The following is a 20,443-nucleotide window of genomic DNA, read 5'->3' on the forward strand; positions in this document are numbered from 1 at the left end:
TCATCGTTTGCAACAAGGCGCACCGAACTTTTCATGGAGTGCCGCCCATATTTTACTCGTGATAGAAGCATTTGAGATGGACAAGTCCAAAGCGCCAATTAAAGAAGAAAGGACAATTTCGCAGCAAGTCACCTCAAATTATACCAATCCATCTTAACTTTTTCCCACCTCTATCCAGTCACGTTGACACATTTTAACCACTCGTTTTGTACATGATACAAAGTCATTCCAAGCCTCACTACAACTCTCAACAATATCTTCATAACCTTTGAAACAACGATTCGCTAAATGATGCTGACGCAGCCAACTCCATACTTGCTCTATTGGGTTCAGCTCTGGTGAATAAGGAGGGAGTTTGATAATGGAGACATTATCAATATCAGTTACCAGTGATCCCTGATGCCATCCTGCACCGTCCATTAACACAACAGCATGCCGTCCAGGTGCTGTCTTCTCAGATATTTGTTGCAAATGCTGTTTCATGACACTCATATTCACCCATGGTGTGATGAGTGCTTCAGTCTGTCCTGTTGAAGGGCACACAGCGCCAAATAGATAAGCATAATCAAACTGTTGTTGTTTGACTGCTCTAGGCCGGGTTCCCTTTTTTGCCCAAAGGCGTGTCGTGGTGTTTTGCTGACCAAATCTGGCCTCGTCTTGGAACCAGATATCCACGTCATTCAGGTTGATAAATAGCGGGATCGTTTTGATCAATTCCGTTTGCAGTTTTTTTAAAGTCCTGCTGAACTTGTTCGGACTGTTTCGGGTGGCGAGAGCGGCTGGTTATCCAGCTAAAGCCTAATTTTTCCAATAATTTATAAATCGCATTAGGGTGGTAAGAGACGTTAAATTCATCTTCAATGTATTGCTTTATACGATACCCTGTCAGCCTACCACCGTTGTCATTTTGACTGTATTTTTCAATATACTGGCACAGTTGTTTCTGCTGCGCATCGTTTAAATAACAACGTTTACCGATAGGTTTTTTAGCGTCAAGGCCAGTGAGCCCCTCGTTAAGGTAGCGCTTCACCCACTCATTTACCATTCTTCTGCTGACATGTAGCATGGCAGCAATTTGCGTTTTATTGTGGTTATCACGGTAGTGCGCGACCGCTAAATAACGGATCTTTTTACGCGCGTCTTTTTCTGATTTAGCGAACTTGAAAAGTTCGACAGAAGTATGAGTATTCAAAGTTTATTTGTCAGTTGAAAAATAAATACAATTAGATCACAAATCATTACTTAATGGTATTAACCGAAAATTTGCTAGCAATACAGTGCTGATCCGTCTACATTTTTTAAACGACATAAAAACGAAAATTAGACGGATCGCAATGAGTTGGTTTTACCGTATTTATCATTTTGCCCTTAAGTGTATTGTTATTCTTATCGGGATCCCAAACCCTAAATTACATCAAGGAAAACCGGGGTTGCTAGACGCAATTAACGCGCTGGGATTAAAAAGTGGAGATAACGTCTTAGTCGTGACCGACCAAGTGCTACTCAAACTCAACTTGCACCAGGTTGTGGAAGACACACTGCGTGAGTCAGAGTTAATCACGCATTATTACGCGGATGTTTTACCTAATCCAACTATAGCAAACGTCGAAGATGGCCTAGAGGTCTATCAACAACAACACTGTAAAGCAATTATCGCGCTTGGCGGTGGCTCAGTACTTGACACGGGCAAGTTGATCGGAGCGCGAGTCGTCAAGCCAAACAAACCGGTGACTAAGCTCAAAGGGCTATTTAAAGTCATAAAACGCCTACCACCGAACATCGCGATCCCAACAACAGCTGGAACTGGCTCGGAGACTACCGTTGCTGCCGTCGTTAACGATCCCAGCAATCACGCCAAATATGCCGCGACTGATTTTTGTTTAGTGCCACACCATGCCGTGTTGTTACCGGAATTAACCACAAGTATGCCCGCACATATCACCGCGACTACGGCAATTGATGCACTAACCCACGCCATTGAGGCACTACTGAGCATTAACTGTCTTAAGTTTAGCCGCGAACGTGCTCTTGAAGCCTGTAGAGCCATCTTTGAATATTTACCCAAAGCGCAACAAGACCCACAAAATCTAGAAGCAAGAGCGCAGCTACTACTCGCTTCCCATTACGCAGGACAAGCTTTTACCAGAACCTCTGTCGGCTACGTACATGCAATCTCACACCAATTGAGCGCTCAATATGGTACGCCGCACGGACTTGCCAATGCGGTGTTACTCATGCCCGTGCTAACCTGGTATGGCGACCGCATTAACCAACAACTTGCGCTAATTGCCAAATATTGTGGGTTAACCTCATTAGACTATCCAGTCGAGCGCCAAGCGGATGATCTTTTAGAACACATTAAGCGCTTACTGCTTGATTTACATATCCAAACCACACTCAGCGAAGTAATACCAGATGATGCTGCATTACTTGCAGAACTCGCGTTAAAAGAAGCACATCCGGATTATCCGGTGCCCCATTTTATGGATCCCTGTGCCTGCCAGCGCATTATCAAAGGTATCGCTCCTACGCCTTAATAAGCACTCCGTTTAGTGTTTGGAACCAAAGAAGTTTAAAATAAAGCTAAGTTTTTTCATGGCCTTACAATCAACTATTAAGTAAACGCACTAAAAACATAAAATCTATTAACGAACAGTTTAAAGCCAACAAACGCAAACAAAAACAATTCTCAATAACAATTTTTAATGCTAGTATGCGCGACTTTTGAAAAGCAAACTGGTGTATTTTGGAACGTTATTACTCAGAAGTATTAAGTTATATCGCTCGTTCAGTGGGGTGCAAAGATAAGGCTCAAAATATAGTCCAAGAAGCGTATACCCGAATACTAAGTTATAAAAACAGCAATCCAAAGCAGGATAACACGCAAGAGCGCGCACTATTTTTTAAAGCCGCGAAAAACATTGTGATTGATCAGTATCGCAAAAATCAGGGCATTGCGGAGCCCGACGACTTCGAATTAGTCGCGCCCAGATTCTATGAACCAGAAGCAACGCTTGCGAACCAACAACAACTGGCATTACTTAATCGAAGTATCGACTCTTTACCTTTAAAAACCAAGCAAGCATTTGTGCTCTATAAATTTAAAAACTTAAACCAAACGCAAGTAGCTGAGCAAATGGGGATATCTGTCAGCATGGTCGAAAAACACTTAGCAACTGCCATGCTCGCTTGCCGTAACGCATTACAAAAACAATAAGAGAATCGCAATGGACCGTCATAATGTATCAATACAGCAGCAAGTAAACCGCTGGTTGGAACTTGAAAAACAAGGGCTGACGAAAGCGCAGCAGCAAGAACTAAATCGTTGGCTTGGTGAGAGCCACACGCACCAAGCAGCCTATCAAGAAAGTAAACAGGTTGAGCAACTGTTATCGCAATTTTCAGAGCAAGACATTGCACAATTAGAGAATCCAGTTACACACTCTAAGCTTAAATCAAAGACAACTCATCGGTACTTCGCCATTGCAGCATGCTTTGCACTTTTTGCGTTGAGTTTCTTTGGCTATCAAACTTGGTTCTTTCAAATTGACAACGACAACTTCCACGCCAGCTATCAGTCAACACGAGGCGAATTGCGCACTATCACACTGCCCGATAACTCTCTATTGACCTTAGATGCCAAAACTTCCCTCGCGATTGATTTTGATGGTAATCGGCGCAGTAATAAGCTACTCAGTGGACGCGTATTGTTTGACGTTGCCAGTGACAAAAGCCGACCATTTGTTATTAGTGCCGGCAGCACAAAAATTACCGTATTAGGTACCCGCTTTTCTGTGGATAAAAAAGCCAATAGCATTCGCATTGTGGTGGACCATGGTCGTGTAAACGTGCAAAGCCAAAATCAGCAAATAGAACTGAGAAAAGGTCAAATGGTGGTTGTGGATAGTGACGGCATAACTAAGACTGAGTTTGATCCAAACCTCAATCTCGTCGATGCATTTAAGCAAGGGCGACTCGTATTCGACAATGCACCACTCAGTGAAGTATTTGAGGAGTTTAAACGACACCACGCAATAAGCTACACCTTAAGCACTCAATCAACTGAGCAATTGGTAATTTCGGGTACTTTTTTAGCATCAGAGCTCGAAAGCTTTTTAAACTTATTACCACACGCCCTGCCAGTAGAAGTTAAAGAGTCTAATAATCATATAGTTATAGCCAATTCTCGATGACAAGATAAAAATATTCAGATTTTTATTGAGGAGTTCTCATTCTCATTCGTTTTCATCTTAGGTAATTTATTTGGACGCATCACAATGAGAACTCGCTCTGTTTTAAACACAAGACTCACTCCCTTAGCATTTGCACTCGGGCTTAGCCTGAGCCTGCCTGCAACCGCGCAGAGTCAAGTTGCTATATATCAATTTAATCTCGCGCAGCAACCTATGAGTCATACCTTAACGCAGGTAGCTGAGGCTGCGAGTATGAATCTAATTGCCGATGCGAAACTATTAAATGGTCTGCAAGCCCCAGCACTTAAAGGAGAGGTAAGTTTAACCGAGGCGCTAGAGCTTACATTGAAAGGTAGTCCGCTAACGGCGAGTATTATCGACAATAACATCGTTATTAAAGCAGCGATTAGCGAGTTAACGCCAGCAAAAGGCCAATCCAATAAAACTCAGGATAAGCACAGCCAAACACCAAATCCGCAAGATAATATTGAAGTCATCACAGTCAAAGGCGATAAACTCAATCTTAATCGTGAACAGATTGCTCGAACCAAGGGTTTATCTAACTCTGATATTTTCTCAACGTTTTCAGGTATAGAGGCAAACAATATTCGAAACGAAGCTGGTGCGCTTGATATCGGTATTCGTGGCGTCCAAGGCGAAGGACGAGTACCGATTTTCATCGATGGCAGTTTGCAATCAACGCACACAAACCGCGGCTATATGGGCTCGTCGGACAGAACCTATATCGATTCAAACCTGATAAGCTCGGTCAATGTTGAAAAAGGCGCATCGGCCAAAGCATCACCATTTGGCTCTGGCGCAATCGGCGGAACAGTCAATATCCGCACCTTAGGCACGCAAGATATTCTCCAAGACGGGAAGCGTTATGGCGCTTTGGTTAAGGTTAATACGCATAACAACAATAGAACACCTGAAGTACCGGAAAGCTTTGGCCTGCAAAGTTATTACGAGGTAAGCAACCACAATGACACGCTCGATTTTGCAGGCGGTGGATTTACGCTAGCGACCGCCTACCAACAGGATAACTTACAAGCGGTGCTGGCTTACAGTAAGAAAAAGGTCGGTAACTACTTTGCCGGAAAAAATGGCTTTAACGATTTCGTTGAGTCTAAAGAGTACATTCGCTGGGTGCCTTCAACCGAGCATGGAAAAAAGTATGATGAAGTCACAGAAGTCATTCTGATCCCACCACCCGTTAACCAAAATGGCGAAGTCGTCAACACAAGTTTTGAAAGTGACTCATACCTTGCCAAGCTGACTTACGAGTTTACTGACGAACAATCAATAGAAGTAAATACACGCTTTCACAAACAAGAAGCCGGTGAAATGCTAGCTTCATATTGGTACAAACATAGGGCCGGCGATACAAAAATTTGGAAAGAGATTGACGAAAACGGCCAAGAGCAATGGCTGTCCGAAGAAATTCCTGAAGGCGTAGAAACTATGCCGCAGTGGGCTCCGGGCTCTGCTCTGGTCAATAGTACTAGCGCGCTATACCGCTTTTTACCAAGTAATAACTCATTAGTCGACCTCAGTGTTAACGTTTGGCGTACCAGCGCGAGGTTACAACAGTACAATGCCCTTGGCAGTAACCTAGGTGAAAATGCTGGGCAATACTTCCACCGTTTTAACAACAAACGCCACGGGGTAAGTGTATTTAATACCTCCGCATTATCGCTTGCAAATACGCCTGTGACATTGACGTACGGGCTATCTTGGCAGGCTGAAGAGTTGTCGCCTCATAGAGACTGGAAAAACAACTTTAAGCGCCCATGGCACTCTGATGAGTTCAAATTAAAGTCAACTTCGCGACACGGTAAGCAAACAAAACGAGCGTTATTTGCCAATGCCAATATCGATCTTGCGCCAGTAGAGCTTGCACTGAACGTAAACCTTCACGACTCGGTAAATGAGGACTATCAAACAGGAGAAAAGCTTACATTTGATGCTAAAGCCGATGTGACCGTACAAGCAAATTATCAACTGCTTGATAATACTCTCATTAAAGCCAAGTACAGCAACGCATATCGTATGCCAAACCTGTACGAAACAACGGTTTCTAATGAGGTGTTTTCCTACTCCAGTGATTACCCGATCACCCCCGAAAAAACGAAATCGTATGATATTGGTTTTGAGAGTGATTTTAGCAACTTACTCAGTCACGGGGATAAGCTAATTATCTCGGCGGAGTACTTCTACACTAATATTGAAAGTATGTTGGCTACGGGCTTCTTACCTAAACCCGACGCACCTTCATGGGATCAAAAGTTCACTTTTACCAACTATGATAAGTTTGAACTTCCCGGCACGGAATTTGGTCTTCATTACCAAGGTGACTTATTTTACAGCAGGTTATCTTACACAAAGTACACTAAAGTCAAAATGTGTTCACGCTTAATGGCCGAGGCTGAAGGTGTCGATACTTGTAATGCGACCGGCTTTGCGGGGAGTTTAACACCACTTCGTGTGCCTCCTGAAAAAAGCTATATCGCAACGCTTGGTATGACACTCTTTAACAACACAATTGATACGGGTTTTACTTACAAAAAACATACTGAGAAACATCACCCGGGCGGTTTCTTGTCAGGTACTGGGGTAACTGCACTTGAGTATATTCCAGCAGGCTATCAGCTCGACTTTTACCTTGATTATATCTTTAGCGACAGCATCAAAGGCAACCTAGCGATCACCAATTTAACTGACCAATATAAGGTTTCAACGGGTTCTATTGTTGCTATGCCTGAGCCAGGTCAAACCATTTCGATTGGCTTAGAACTCAAACTTTAATAAACACTCAAGCGCTGTAGCTTTGCTTGAAGACAGCGCTATATTCTTTTTACATCACTTTGGAGCATCAATGACTACCGTTACCTCTGCACTTTCTCGAGCGCAAAACTTAAAACACGCTACTGCAGATACCCACGACAATGTAGACAAATCCATTATGGCGCAAGACCCTTTCGCCAACACACAAAGCTATCTCGAATTCTTGCGACTACAGTTTTATTTTTTAAAAGACGTAAGCGCCCTCTATGAACACCCAGAATTGTTAGCACTTATTCCTGATTTAGCCTCGCGTCGCCGTTTAGGGTTACTCGAACAAGACTTTATCGACCTTGAAACCGCCATCCCTGCTCCCTATTTAAGGCCAGAAGTAAGCAGCAACACCGATTTCGCATCAGCGCTCGGTTGGCTATATGTGGTTGAGGGTTCAAAGGTAGGGGCAGCCATGCTTGGTAAACAAGTAGGGTCCAAGCTCAACTTTAATGCGCAGCACGGCGCTCGATATCTAGCAGGCCCAGGTGCAGGTCGCGGCAGCGCTTGGCGAGAGCTAGTGCAAATCATAGACTCAATTGAACTAAGCGAACAGCAAGAACAGGCGCTAATTGAAGGTGCTCGTCAGGCATTCACCCGTTTCCAAGCATTTCAGGCACACGTTTATTCATGATGTTTAAAGCCGCCTTAGCCAATTATAAAAAAATAGCCCTACTGCTATGCGGATACCTATTTGTAGCCCTCGGTGTTATTGGTATTGTTTTGCCCGTCATGCCAACCACTGTATTTTTTATTCTGGCTTTGGCGTGCTTTTCAAAAGCTTCTCCTAAGCTGGCCTTGTGGCTGCTAAATCACCCAAGGTTCGGCGCTTCATTAACATTATGGAAGCAATATAAGGTTATTCCACAGAAGGCCAAAATCATGGCAACAGTCGGCATGGCTGCAAGTTACGCTTTACTTATTTTGCTCTCCCCAGCGGCTTGGTTGGCCTGTGTAGTTGGCAGTATAAAGATCGCAGTGATATCTTATATATTTTCTAGACCATCTAAGGTGTGTAAATAGCAGTTGCCAGTTTACATTTTTACAATTTAAAGCGCTCAACCAGTGTTGCTAGACGATGCGAGAAACTGCTGAGCGACTCACTACCTTTCGCTAAGCTTTGCATCGCTTGGGCATTGTCACTTGCGGTACTTTGAGCGTCTAACATCACTTGCTCAATTTGCTGGCAATCCTTCGCTTGGTGATCCGCCGCTTGGTTCACTTCTTCACTTAACTGCGTGACCTGTAAAATAGCATTGGCAATTTCATCCATCGCACTGGCAAGTGCCTCGCTTTGTTTAACACACGAGGCAACATCACGTTGGCCGGAATTAATGGCCTCAGAGGCGGTATGTGTATCCTGTCTCAGTGCTGCGATCATTTGGTTAATTTCATTGGTCGACTCTTGCGTCCTAGACGCAAGCGTTCTCACCTCATCGGCGACTACCGCAAACCCTCTTCCCTGCTCACCTGCGCGGGCCGCTTCTATTGCTGCGTTTAACGCCAACAGATTGGTTTGCTCAGCGATAGAAACAATAGTGTCTAAGATACTGCCGATGTTCTCGCTATGTGTAGTCAACTTAGTCATACTCTCTACCGCTTCACTCATGCGCGTGCTAAGGGATAGGATATGTTCTTTGTTGTCTTGCGTGTATTTACTGACCTCGGTTTTATGCTGGTTAGCGGTATGGATGCTCGCGAGGCTCTCAGAAGAGCGCTCAGAGACAGCTAGAGCACTTGCTGAAATACTCTGTGCTAAGCGATTGGCATTATCCATGCGGCGCATTTGCTCCGTCGCATTATTGGCAATTTGTTTGCTTTCGCTCAATGATGATTCCGATAGCTCTTCTAATTCATGGACTTGGTTGTTAATTGACTCCAATAGAGCACGTAAATTGTCTTTAACCTGATTAATATTATCAATTAACTGACCAAATTCATCATCACTGCGCTTGCTCATTTGCTTAGAAAAATCTCCAGCAGCGAGGTATTTTAGCATTTTATTCACCGCAGCCAACGGCCCAAGCATTGCCCGACGGGTTGAGACCGAGATAAACGCGGCTAATGCAATAAACACAATCACCAATAAAATGGCTGTATTTTGCGCTCGCTCGATAAGGGTTTCAGCATTATTTTGAGAACGATTAAATGCTGTATTGGCGCTTTGCTGCATTTTCTCAAGCTCGGTTAAAATGGCAAACGCAAGCTGCTCAGACTGCTTGTATAACATCGCCGCTTGTTGCTGCTGATGCAGTTTCTCTTGTACCGCAATATAAAGATGACCTGGCTCACCCAGCTTTTCTCTGAGCTTAGTCATGCCCTCACTAAACTGGTTTAACAAATCATCTGCATCCATGCCATAGGCTTGGCGCTTCAAAAACGTTAAGTTATTTTCAATATTATCTAACAAGAACAGCATGTCTTGCTGATGTTGCTCTACTTGCTCGAGGGTTAATCCGCTGATCCGCTGACTGTTGTTTTCCAAGGTAAACAACATGTCGTCAATACGAACGCCAGTGCCGACCATTTCTTCCAACTGCCGTGTTTTGTCTGTCTCGATTAACTCTAGGTCCAGCATGGCATTGCTGGCCTGTTCTTTATCCTGTTTAAGTGCTTGATATTGCGATTGGATCCGTTGCTGTGCTTGTACAACATCTGCCTTTGCCTGCAACATTTGTTCTGCGGCACGACTGAGCTGCTCACCCAGCGCCAGAGTTTGCTTTAATGGTGTGACAAATTCAGGCATGGCTTGCGTCAATGACGTTAAGTGTTGCTGACGCTCAACATACAGTTGCTGCTGTGTGGTAAATTGCTGTCGAGCCCGATTAATATCTTGCTCGCTTTCGAGGGTATAAGCTTGGGAAATCAATTTGCTGAGCTTAAGCTGCTCAAGTTGCAAGGCGTCAGCACTGCGCTGAATAGGCAAAGTGACTTGCCCCATATTTTGATTAGCTGACTTTATTTGCGCCAATGCTAAATAGGCAAGCACGCACGCAAGTAACAGCAGCACGCCTAATGCACTAAAGCCTAAAGTAATTTTTTGTTTTATTGTTAGTTTACTTAGCATAATGTCATTGCTCTATTTTGAGTAAACAAACTATGTTACAAACGAGATAAAAAACCAAGTAAATACTCTAAAAATTACCAACATACCTTTTAAAAAGGTAGCTAAGAACTGACAACTTTGCTTACTCTTTATTAGTTAAATTAATAATCAATACAACAAGCTGTTTTTGAACGTACGAAAAAGTCTATTGTAAGTTACGAACAAAACGGAAAACAGCAAGCTTACCTACCGTATAACTTGCTGTTTTTTATAATATTACTGACTTTGGAGGTTTGTTAAATAACTTCACTGTTTCAGTGCATAAAACTCATCTTCGATAACTTTTCCTTCTCTTCGCCAACCGGCAAACGTTTCTTGGCGCGCTTTACTCTCCTCAATATTTTGATTTAACTCTTTCAATTTGCTAGTTAATTCAATATAGGATGCAAAGAACTTTTCTTTAAATTCATCAGAGTTTATAAGCTCCAATAGCTCTTTTCTTTGATTTTCAAAATTCTCCACCGTTTCTTTGACCGCTTGATCAAACTCTTCTTGCTTTTTATAGCGATCATAACTGTCCCATGCCTCTATAGCTATGCCAACAAAGGCGAGCGCTCCATTCACACCTTTCGCTAAATTAGCCGCACCCCAAGGCTTAAACTTCAATGCTTGACCAATATCAAAACCGATAGTTTTTGCGACTGAAACAAGTCCATCTCGGGTTGCCAGTATGGTTTGGTTGTTAATTAAGCCACCGTTTAACGCGTGATTAATCCCTTTTTTTCCCAGATTTCTTATGGTTGTATTGAAATGACTTACTTCTCCGTCAAAGCTAGCATGCATCTTCTCAACACTTAAGGTGATAGCACCAATTTGTCTGTCAAACTCCCCCTGCAGCTTTTGATTAAGTACAATTCCCTCAGAACCAATTTCACGTTCACAAAAATCCCCAAAAGTTTCTATACTGCACCCTTTAGCCTGCATAATAAGATCTGTGAAGTGACTTGTTACAAACTCGCTTAAGTTGACCTTTGCAATGGTTATCTGTTGTTCGGTCTGTGCTAATTGATCCTTAAGCCGACTATGCAATTGATTCAGTTTGTCCATTTCTTGGCTAACAACTTCATCTGTTTCTATGGCGATAGGCAACTGTTTGTGAAGCACATCACTAATGATGCTAGTACGCATGTCGTAATCAAGTTCATCTACACCGCCGCATGCACGAATTTTATTAGTTGTGGCTTGCTGTAAGGTTGAAATATGTGACAATGTCTTAAACTCGTCCATATTGTGTAACCAATAGTCTATTCCCTGATCGAAAGGATTAGCCGCAACTGCAACTATTGATAAAGAGGCCTTTTCTTGCTCGCTTAAATCAATCATATCATTAAGGCGGTTCGCAATATTCTCTTGTTTTATCGCCAAGTTTGCTTGGTAATCTTCCTCATCTTCAACATCAGCGACTTCATCAAACCGGCTCAGTACAAAGATTGTGCGTGGTAATAAGTTTAGTGAACGAAACAACCATTGTAGGTCTTCTTTATGGCTTTCTTTAATCGGATTTGTTGAATTCATTACATAAAGTACCAAATGCGCTTCGCTTACGTGCTTTTTGGTAAGATCTTTATACTTTTCCAGCATTTTAGTGTCGGAATTAACTTTCTCTTTGAAGCCAAAGAGTCCTGGAGTATCTATTAATACAAAGTCACTGCTCACTTCATACACTTTCACCTCGTTAGATGACTCTTGGTGACTTATCTTCATCGTGGACTTATCAAGCTTTTCCATCCAAGCCGCCGCAATAGAGGTTTTACCTTCTGAAAAGCCCCCTACAAGCGCTACTTTGAGTTTATCACCCTCAATACTCTTTAAGTTGTTTTGTAATTTACTGATAAATGAAGGGTCAATTTCAATGCCGATTTCTTTTCCCTTTTCTAAAAACGCCTTTAATCGTTCGAGTAACTTAATCTCTTTAAAGCTACTAAGCGTGTTCTTCATGAAAAGCTCCTCTATATTCAATATTTTCTATTTCTCTAGAAAGCAATTTTAGCGATTTATTAGAGCGCTCTAGCAGGGCGCTTGTCTTAATCATTTGCTCAACAGGTATTCTCAGTTCTCGATCAAGTTCATTAATTGAACTATTCATTTCCGTTTTGGCGTTATCTATACTTTTTTGCAGGGCTTTTTTAAGTTCATTCTCAATACTATTTAAATTCGTATCTAATGATTTCCGTTGCTCTGACATTTTAAAATCTGTGCTAAAAAAGCTCCAAACCCCTTTAGTAAAAGCAATAACACCTGATAATATGGCCGCACCAGTAATCCATAAACTGGCACCAGCAGTAAAAGGCGCCATTGCAGCCGCAATTAAAGCGCCAACAAGGGCTGATTTATTAATACCGCTATCCAAATCAATGTTGATCTTAATATCTGCGCCTAGCTTAGTACTGCCGAGTGTACCTAAAGTTGCTAACAAATCCTGGCTTAACTCACTAAAGCGTTTAAATATGTCCTCGATAGCAGTTTCAAAACTCTGTACTACCTCCTCCATTACATAAGGTAACTGGTTTTGTATTTCTTCAACACACTCCTTAGTGAACTTCTCTAGAGCCTCTTTAAATTCGTCATTACTTATGTCCCTGTCTATTTTTTCATACAATCGTTTTCTAACTTTTTGTATCTCTTTTCGAATTTGCTCCTGTCCCTTTCCTTGAAGTTGTGATTTTAAGATTCCGTAGCTAGTTTGGAGTTGGTGGCGAGCACTTTCACTATTCGCCTGTATGCCATCAGCGGCCACCGTGTATTTCTTCTCAATTTCGTCTAGGCGATTTGTCGACCCATCTAAAACTTCTTTAACCTTGTTAAAATTGGCTTTGGTAATTTTATTTTGACTATCTAACAACAAGTTACTTTTTAGCATCTCAATAAATGCGCTTAATCTAGATTGTTCTAGCAGCTCTTGTTCCGAAAAGTCTTCGAGGAACTTATCTCTTCGCTTTGACATTTGTGAATTTGGTAGGAGACAATCTGCCGAGGCTACAAACGCAGGTAATGCGGTTAATGAAAAAGACCCTTGATAGTTTTCTTTCAGCTGCTCACGAACTTTTTCATCCATTTCTGCCAAACTTGCTTGCTCATCCCCGGACAAAAGAACTTTGTTTTTTAGCGTATACTTGGGGTTTGTAATTTTCTTGTTAAAGACAGACCACACCTCGGTCTGAGCACCCAAGTGCTGTTTGATTTTTTCTAGAGTACCTTTTCGCTCATTCTCGCCTGTCTGTGGAGGCGCAGCTTTATTCGTGACATAAAACACAGCATGCGCTGCCTGCACGGCCTTTTCAATTTCCTCAAGTACAAGGCCTTCTTTACCTTCAATCCCTGGTACATCAAGAAGGTTAAAATGTTGCAACCCGATGTTGAAGCTATAGCGTTGTGTTTTTCGTGTAAAGTCAGCGCGGCCATCACCAATTATCTCACCATCAGCGTAACGCTCTAGCTCAAGTAAATTGTCGTTAATTTCTTTAGTAACCGATTCTAATTGCTGTTTTACCGCTAAACGTGTTTGCTCTGCAAGGCGCTTAGCTCGCTCCAAAGATTCACTAGACGCTTCAAATTGGCTTATTAACTTTGCACTTTTTTCGTCGTGTAACTTTGAAACTGCAATGAAACTCTCCTGATGCAGAGCTAATTTTTGTTTACTAGTTGCCAGTAGTTCCTCTATCCTAGGAAGCTTTTTAAGCTCTTGTATAAATGTTTGCTCTTCTGGTAGTTTCTTAAATAAGAGGACAATTTTTTGCCATAATGAAGCCGAAGCTTTCTTTTCAAGAATCAGCTGCTGTAAATTCGCTATTTCATTTTTTAATACTAAAAGCTCTTGTTCCCTTGCTTGATATTCTTTTTCAAAGTGTTGTTGTTCAATATTGAATTCATCTTTAGATGTTTCAAAATCTTTAACGAGTTTGGATTGCTCGTTATCAAAATCGTGCGTTAATGAGCTCAGTTGCTGCTGAAGTTGATCGAAGTCCCTATCTAAAGAGACGAGCTCTGCTTCAATATTAGGTAAAGCAGCGACACTTTGCTCATAAGACAGTTTTGACGTTTTAAATTTCTCGCGCCTTTTCGATTTGCTTGACTCACTTAACAGTATCCGTAATGTTTCAATCAGCGTCGATTTTCCAGCTCCGGTTTCACCATAAAATGCGATGGTGAACGTACTCCATTCTGAATTTGTTTCAAGTTCATCTAGTTTACTCTTTAAACTACCTTGCATCTTTGCAATTTTATCTCTCGCATCTCCCTGCGCCTTATTGAGCTCACCATCTGATGTTTCTGATGATAAACTTGCTACTATTTTCAACAATTCAGAATTGATTATGTTGTAAATATCTCTAGGATTTTCAATTGTTAAATTCATATTTTCCTTACACTTTTCACTATGGCTCGACAACCAAAAGCCCCTCTCTTTTATTAAATAAATATATCTAAGTCACTAAACGCTCACGAACTGAAGTTAAATTTTTCCAAGCGTTCAAGAGTTATAGGAAACACCACGTTTCTGTGGATTACACTTATTTTGCTCATATTCCAGCTTCCGCTCCTTTCCTCTGAAGATTTAATTTTTAGAAGCTGGCAATCATTGAGTAAGTTAAAATAGTTTTCTTGTCCAACACGTCCTTTAACCAGCAGGCTTTTGATGTCTTGTGTGGTTATCACATAAACTTTTTCTAAAAGAGGTTTACTTGCTGGTTTATCGCATATAAGGATTCCGTCGAAGCTTTTAACTTGTCGCTACCACAATCAATATAAGTTTTTCATCGCACTTTCTTTGCTGTTACGCAAGCGAATACTAACTCAAATGGAAGAGTAATTGACATTACAGGTAATTACATTGACTTTCATCAAGTTAACATAAAAAACCAACCATAACATAAACAAAAAAATTACAAAGTCACAACAAAATCTTAATCTACTCGCGTACACTTTATTTTGATCTTATTTTTAGCGATCATAGCAGTTAGAAGATGTATTATTTAAGAGCATAACAAGATGAGAGAAACCGCAATCAACGAAGCAAAGGCCTTATGCCGAAGCCATAAGAGCGTATTTTTATCTACCTTCTCTAACAATCAAAAGGGTTTTCCTTTTTCTTCTATCGCTCAATATGTTTTTCTCGAAGATAATCACTTTTACTTCTTTATTAGTGATATCGCCCAGCACACCAAGAATTTAGCCAAGCACCCGGCACTTTCGTTTATGGTGCTTGGTGATGGTGCGGTTGAAGATGTTGAAAATGCGCGAGTTACCGTTCTTGGGCATGCTCACAAACTGCCAAGAGCGGACAGCGAAAGCCTGATTAAAAAATTCGTAATGAAGCACAAAAAAGCACAGCAATATGCCATGCTAGGTGATTTTCACCTATGGCGAATTGAAGTGGCTAGGGTTCGATATGTAGGCGGCTTTGGTCGTGCATTTTGGCTAGAAAAGCAGGAATGGTACTAAACTGCAAAAGCGTGTTCATACTCGCTTTCTCGTCCATGCGGTTGCGATTGATTGGTCATGTCAGACAAGGTTTTGCGCCAGAAGCCGCACGAGCTTTCAATCTTATCTTGCATACGCACTTTCCAACGGCCTTTGTATACCGACCAAATGTGTGTCATAAACTCAGTGGCGTAACGCTTTCTGCGCTCGGCAGGAATAATATACAGCGCACAAACTTCAAACTCTCGGCGGTTTGAAATACCAATAACGGTAAAGCCAACCAGCTTGCCATCTGCATAAAAAAGGTAAGCGATATTGGTTGCACTACACAGTTCAAACGAGCACACTTGCTTTTGATAATGGCTCGCTTCTAGCAAATGTGTAAAAGTCTGCTCGCTGTATTTATCAACTCGAATTAACTCTAGTTCAACCACTTTTTTAATCTCTCGCTTGGTGTACGGTTGATCATGCTTAAAGTTTGTGGGCGAATTGTGAAGTTTTTAGATTAAATTTCATAGTTCACGTTAACGAATCCTCAGTTGCCATAACATGGCAAGGTAAAACTACTTATCTGGAGAGGTTACAAATTCCAAACAAAGATAAATATTCAAATATTGCGAAGTTGATGTAATTGACGCACAAAAACTGGCATAACAAAAAATCCCGCTACGATAACATTCTTTTACAACTCTATTTTGTTCCTAAGTTAGTATATTTTGTAACCTCTACTTCTTTGATTCACTTTTGAAAGGATTTTACTATGCGTTTAGGATTAACTATTGCAGTTGCAACTATTATCCTACTAACTGGTTGCGGTGGCTCTTCAACTGACTCACAAGACCAAGCACCACCACCCAAAACGGTCACGCCACCACCCACTCCCACAGAAAACAAACTCAATATCACGGCACTGGATCAAAACAATCATGTTTACTCGAGCGACTTGGGTTACACCACGACTTTGGAGCGCGTCTTCAATTTAAAAGACGACAAACTATTAGTGCTCGGAGAAACATCAAGTGTTGAAGAACTCGGTAATAAAGCAGGTTTTTATGCGATCACGAACCTAGATGGTCAAACTTATCAATATGAACAAACGCAAGAAGGGTTTGTTGATGCCTGTGTTTTTGACTCAGGAGAATACGTCATAGGTCGATTTAAACGTGAAGATACCGATCAGTTCAGTGTACAACTTGAACGCTACGATGGCTCTGGTACTTTGCTACAAAGTGCTGAAATGAAGGCGTTATCAATGGACGTTAAATATGATATCCCAGCTGATAAGAGTGCTTGGCTTAAAAAGCCATTCACTATTATTCCGACAGACAATCCATTGAGTGAAATACCATACGCGCAAACTAGCATTACATGGTGGCGCTTTAACAATGTAAAATTCTCCTGCCATGACAACAACTTGTACGTCAGTTATAACAACGGAGGTCAAAAGATTGCGAAATACGACGTAAACTTCCAACTTAAGTGGCAAAAGCTGATCGATATTCGTTACTGGGCTAACAGTTCGCGTGCGTCTGAAGCAATTGAAATGGCGCTCTCTGAGAACGGATTTTTATACACAGTGCAAAATATTAGTACCGATGCAATTCCTGCCTACAATCATAAGTTTTCGACCAACCATGCGATACCCGATAACACAGAGCAAAGTGCGATGCACATGATTGTAAAAACCTTTAATGTAGACGGTGAACAACTCAATGAACAATTTATCAGTGACACTGACTCATCGTTAGTTGAGGATGTTCAAGTACATCAAGACAGTGTATTTGTTGGTGTATCGGCACGCCGCAGCAAAACGGGTAAAACAAGATATTCAAGCGAATGGGATATTGGCTTAGTAAAAGTTTACCATGGTGAAAAGGCTGCCGAGCGTTATTGGTATGACTTAGATAAAGAAGATGTGCTACGTGGACTAAAGATCAGCAACGGCACATTATTTGTGTACGGCCATACAGGTAGTGTACAAGTGGACACAAATAGCTGGGTTGAACATAGTAAAGCGTTTATTGGGAAAATCAATCTTGAAAACCTAGCCGATATTGCTGTTGAAACCACTAGCACAGCACGTTCCGCCAGTTTCCAAGATTTAACCATTCAAAATGGCGTGTTAAGCGCTGTGGGACTTGAGAATGCGCCCATGACACATTCTACTGATATCTCTATGGCGGGTTTGTTCATTAAAAAAACACTCGACGATTAGACCTGCCAAGTGGTGATAACGACCAAGTTATCACCACTTATTATTAACGCGAAAGCAAAGTAACCACAGCTTGAGCCCCTTTATTGTCCGGTAAATTCGCTAAATGCAACTCCCCTTGCTGATTACGAATAAGCTCCCTGCTCAACACCAAACCGATACCTGAGCCATTTGGTTTAGTGGAATAAAATGGTACAAAAAGGTTATCTGGATTGGCGATTCCAGCGCCGTTATCTTCTAGGGTAAAGCGCCAATTTTTTGGTTTATCTAGGATTAGCGTTATGCCATCATTTCCCGCAGATTGATTTGCTTGCTCAGCATTATTGACAAGGTTGATCATAGCCTGCGTTAGCTGAGCTTCATCACAATAAACCAAGCCTTTATTAAGCGCCTTTATCTCAACACCGGGAAATAAAGCTTGCCAGCGCGATACCAGCAACTCTACCTCAATGCTTTGCATATCAACGGGTGGAAGCTGCGCAACTTGTGCGTAGTTTGCAACAAATTGCTGTAAATGAGCAGCACGGCTTTCTATTACCCCGAGCATAGTTTGCTGCATCTCAGGTGAAATAATATTGCTATCTTGTTGTAGAGATTGCGCCATTGAGTAGACCGGAGTTAAGGTGTTTCGCACCTCATGATTGAGCACCGATAGTAGCTTTTGCCATACCTGCTTTTCATTATCTCGCAGCGCTTGCTCCACCGAAAAAAACACCAATAATTGATAGACCCGCTGCCCCCGATATAGTTTATGAGCTGCAATGCTAAATCGAGAGATGTGCTGCGTATGCTGCCATTGTTCATCCACATACTGAAGCCCCAGTGCTTTCACATGTGCACCGTGTACCACCTGCTCTGGATACACGGTATTCATGGCATGATTGGCAAAATACACATGATGATGCGCATCAATTACCACTATTGGCAGGGTGAGTTCGCTAATAAAATTAAATACAAAAGCTTCATTCTGACCATATTCTTGACGCTTTTGCTGTAATCGCTTGGCAGCTTCTTTGAGCTCGGCCTTGAGCAATTCAACCCGACCCTTGCGGTATTGCGCTAACTGCCATACACCAAACTCTTCATTGGTCACACCGTCCAATTGGACAGCCAAATTTTCAAGCACCTGCATTACTGCCCGATAGCCGTAACTCAGTGCGAATACAGAAGGGAGCATCACACCGAGCAACAAAGTGATTGCACTTAACAGCGTAAGCTTAAAATAGTAGATCATCCCAAGCGCGAGCATAGCAAGTGTAATTATAGGTATCGCAAAGCCAACAAGTAACTTGTGCTCAAGTGATGTCAGCTTAGCCATCAAGCTCTGCCTTTGGGCTAATATCATGCTTTTCTAGGCGTCGATAAATTGCAGATTTACTCAAGCCCAAAAACTCTCCAGCGGCCACTACATTGCCATCAAAATGGCGGATCGCTCTTGCAATCATGCGTTTTTCGGCTTCTTCAAGGCTCAAAAGTGGGATCTCTTGCTCTGGTACACCTTCCTCAAGCTCAATATCATCCGCAGTTATCTCAGGCTGAAGTCCTAAGATCACCGCACGTTCAATGACATGAGATAGCTCACGAATATTACCAGGCCAGCTGTAACTCAATAATTTGTCTAGCGCCTCTGCAGTTAGCGTGCGCTCCCGCCCGGTATCATTACCATGGCGCCTAGTGTGCTTTGCTAAAAAATGGGCTGCTAAGCTTGGAAGCTCTGCTGATCTCGCTCTGAGTGGCGGTACCTTTAGCACCACCGTATTTAAGCGATAAAGTAAGTCCTGACGAAACTGCCCAGCGTTAATCGCTTCTGACAAATCCGTATTAGTGGCAGACACGATCCGCGCATTACTGCGGCGCGTTTCAGAATCTCCCACAACTTCATATTCACCCGTTTCGAGCACGCGTAATAGCTTGCCCTGAAGTGGCAGCGGCAAGCTGCCGATTTCATCTAAAAACAAAGTGCCATTTTCAGCCATTTCAAACCGTCCAGTACGGCTTGCTTTTGCATCGGTGAATGCGCCTTTGCGATGGCCAAATAACTCACTTTCAAATAATTCCGTTGGAATAGCTGCCATATTTACGCTCACAAAAGCGTGCTCAGAACGACCGCTATTATCATGAATATATTTAGCCAACTGACTTTTTCCGCAGCCATTTTCTCCCAAAATAAGTACGTTGGCATTGGTTTTTGCAACGCGCTGAGCTTGCTGAAATAACTGAGAGGTGGTGTTATTGTCTGTGCTTGGATGATGTGATGATGATAGCGTTTCATCACTTTTGGTGTAGCGTCTGACGGTGTTCAGCAGTCGCTGGTTTTGCCAAGGTTTTTCGATTAGGTCACATGCGCCCAACTGCATTGCTTGGACCGCAAGTTCAACCTTGGCCCACGCAGTAATAACAACTACGGGCACACTCATTTGCGCTTGTCTCAGCCAACTAAGAAATTGCAGCCCTTCTTTTCCTGAGGTTGTATCTCTATTGAAGTTCATATCAAGCAAAATAAGCGCAACGGGCTGCTGCGATAGCATAGCTTTGGCCTCATCTGGGTGTGCGGCTTCAAGACTCATAAAACCATGACTTTGTAGCACTATGGTGGCTGACATTCGCACGTCAGGGTTGTCGTCGATGATTAAAACTGGCGTCATCACTTCCTACTTATATTTTGTTTGGGCTTACGCC

16 protein-coding genes are annotated in these 20,443 nt (G+C 42.2%); 9 read left to right on the forward strand and 7 right to left on the reverse strand.

Annotated features, from left to right (window positions below):
• Positions 1-7 precede the first annotated feature (7 nt).
• Positions 8-157 carry a hypothetical protein gene (locus tag B1L02_RS23750; protein ID WP_157757234.1) on the forward strand — a complete coding sequence of 50 codons (150 nt, stop codon included), beginning with the start codon at positions 8-10 and terminating at the stop codon, positions 155-157.
• On the opposite strand, the gene B1L02_RS11500 is transcribed toward B1L02_RS23750, so the two are convergent.
• A protein-coding gene (locus B1L02_RS11500) for an IS630 family transposase (protein WP_088531123.1) occupies positions 154-1,192 on the reverse strand; the annotation gives its coding sequence in 2 pieces (ribosomal slippage) (positions 154-732 and positions 734-1,192; 1,038 coding nt in all). The two genes, B1L02_RS23750 and B1L02_RS11500, sit on opposite strands and share 4 nt — an antisense overlap.
• 142 nt (positions 1,193-1,334) lie before the next feature.
• On the opposite strand from B1L02_RS11500, the gene B1L02_RS11505 reads away from it, so the two are divergent.
• From B1L02_RS11505 to B1L02_RS11530, 6 genes are all read left to right on the forward strand, one after another.
• Positions 1,335-2,537, forward strand: a complete 1,203-nt coding sequence (locus B1L02_RS11505; RefSeq protein WP_088531124.1) for an iron-containing alcohol dehydrogenase — start codon at positions 1,335-1,337, stop codon at positions 2,535-2,537.
• A 209-nt stretch (positions 2,538-2,746) separates the two neighbouring features.
• Entirely contained in the window at positions 2,747-3,217 is a 471-nt protein-coding gene (locus B1L02_RS11510; RefSeq protein ID WP_088531125.1) for a sigma-70 family RNA polymerase sigma factor, read from the forward strand.
• A 10-nt stretch (positions 3,218-3,227) separates the two neighbouring features.
• Positions 3,228-4,193, forward strand: coding sequence for a FecR family protein (locus B1L02_RS11515; RefSeq protein ID WP_088531126.1), 966 nt, complete (start codon positions 3,228-3,230; stop codon positions 4,191-4,193).
• 84 nt (positions 4,194-4,277) lie between these two features.
• Entirely contained in the window at positions 4,278-7,001 is a 2,724-nt protein-coding gene (locus tag B1L02_RS11520; RefSeq protein ID WP_088531127.1) for a TonB-dependent receptor, read from the forward strand.
• Positions 7,002-7,071: 70 nt separating this feature from the next.
• Positions 7,072-7,662, forward strand: a complete 591-nt coding sequence (locus B1L02_RS11525) for a biliverdin-producing heme oxygenase (protein ID WP_088531128.1) — start codon at positions 7,072-7,074, stop codon at positions 7,660-7,662.
• On the forward strand, positions 7,659-8,051 hold the full coding sequence (locus tag B1L02_RS11530; protein ID WP_088531129.1) for a YbaN family protein: 393 nt from the start codon (positions 7,659-7,661) through the stop codon (positions 8,049-8,051). Before B1L02_RS11525 ends, B1L02_RS11530 begins: the two co-directional genes overlap by 4 nt.
• A gap of 19 nt (positions 8,052-8,070) precedes the next feature.
• Here the strand turns inward: B1L02_RS11530 and B1L02_RS11535 are convergent, their stop codons facing one another.
• From B1L02_RS11535 to B1L02_RS11545, 3 genes are all read right to left on the reverse strand, one after another.
• Positions 8,071-10,095 carry a methyl-accepting chemotaxis protein gene (locus B1L02_RS11535; RefSeq protein WP_088531130.1) on the reverse strand — a complete coding sequence of 675 codons (2,025 nt, stop codon included), beginning with the start codon at positions 10,093-10,095 and terminating at the stop codon, positions 8,071-8,073.
• A gap of 285 nt (positions 10,096-10,380) precedes the next feature.
• Complete coding sequence (locus B1L02_RS11540) at positions 10,381-12,072, reverse strand: LeoA/HP0731 family dynamin-like GTPase (RefSeq protein WP_088531131.1); 1,692 nt, start codon at positions 12,070-12,072, stop codon at positions 10,381-10,383.
• Entirely contained in the window at positions 12,056-14,488 is a 2,433-nt protein-coding gene (locus B1L02_RS11545; RefSeq protein WP_088531132.1) for a hypothetical protein, read from the reverse strand. The genes B1L02_RS11540 and B1L02_RS11545 overlap by 17 nt, the downstream gene beginning before the upstream one ends.
• A gap of 632 nt (positions 14,489-15,120) precedes the next feature.
• Between B1L02_RS11545 and B1L02_RS11550 the strand changes: the two genes are divergently transcribed.
• The gene (locus B1L02_RS11550; RefSeq protein WP_088531133.1) at positions 15,121-15,573 is read left to right on the forward strand and encodes a HugZ family protein; all 453 of its coding nucleotides are present in this window, start codon (positions 15,121-15,123) and stop codon (positions 15,571-15,573) included.
• Here B1L02_RS11550 and B1L02_RS11555 read toward each other — a convergent pair.
• On the reverse strand, positions 15,570-15,986 hold the full coding sequence (locus B1L02_RS11555) for a GNAT family N-acetyltransferase (RefSeq protein WP_088531134.1): 417 nt from the start codon (positions 15,984-15,986) through the stop codon (positions 15,570-15,572). The genes B1L02_RS11550 and B1L02_RS11555 overlap by 4 nt on opposite strands.
• A gap of 326 nt (positions 15,987-16,312) precedes the next feature.
• On the opposite strand from B1L02_RS11555, the gene B1L02_RS11560 reads away from it, so the two are divergent.
• The gene (locus B1L02_RS11560; protein ID WP_088531135.1) at positions 16,313-17,767 is read left to right on the forward strand and encodes a hypothetical protein; all 1,455 of its coding nucleotides are present in this window, start codon (positions 16,313-16,315) and stop codon (positions 17,765-17,767) included.
• A 43-nt stretch (positions 17,768-17,810) separates the two neighbouring features.
• Here B1L02_RS11560 and B1L02_RS11565 read toward each other — a convergent pair whose 3' ends face one another.
• Positions 17,811-19,082: a sensor histidine kinase gene (locus B1L02_RS11565; RefSeq protein WP_088531136.1), complete on the reverse strand. Its 1,272-nt coding sequence runs from the start codon at positions 19,080-19,082 to the stop codon at positions 17,811-17,813.
• Positions 19,075-20,409 carry a sigma-54-dependent transcriptional regulator gene (locus B1L02_RS11570; protein ID WP_088531137.1) on the reverse strand — a complete coding sequence of 445 codons (1,335 nt, stop codon included), beginning with the start codon at positions 20,407-20,409 and terminating at the stop codon, positions 19,075-19,077. Before B1L02_RS11570 ends, B1L02_RS11565 begins: the two co-directional genes overlap by 8 nt.
• Positions 20,410-20,443 lie beyond the last annotated feature (34 nt).

The organism is Pseudoalteromonas piscicida (assembly GCF_002208135.1).
Taxonomy (GTDB): Bacteria; Pseudomonadota; Gammaproteobacteria; order Enterobacterales; family Alteromonadaceae; genus Pseudoalteromonas; species Pseudoalteromonas piscicida_A.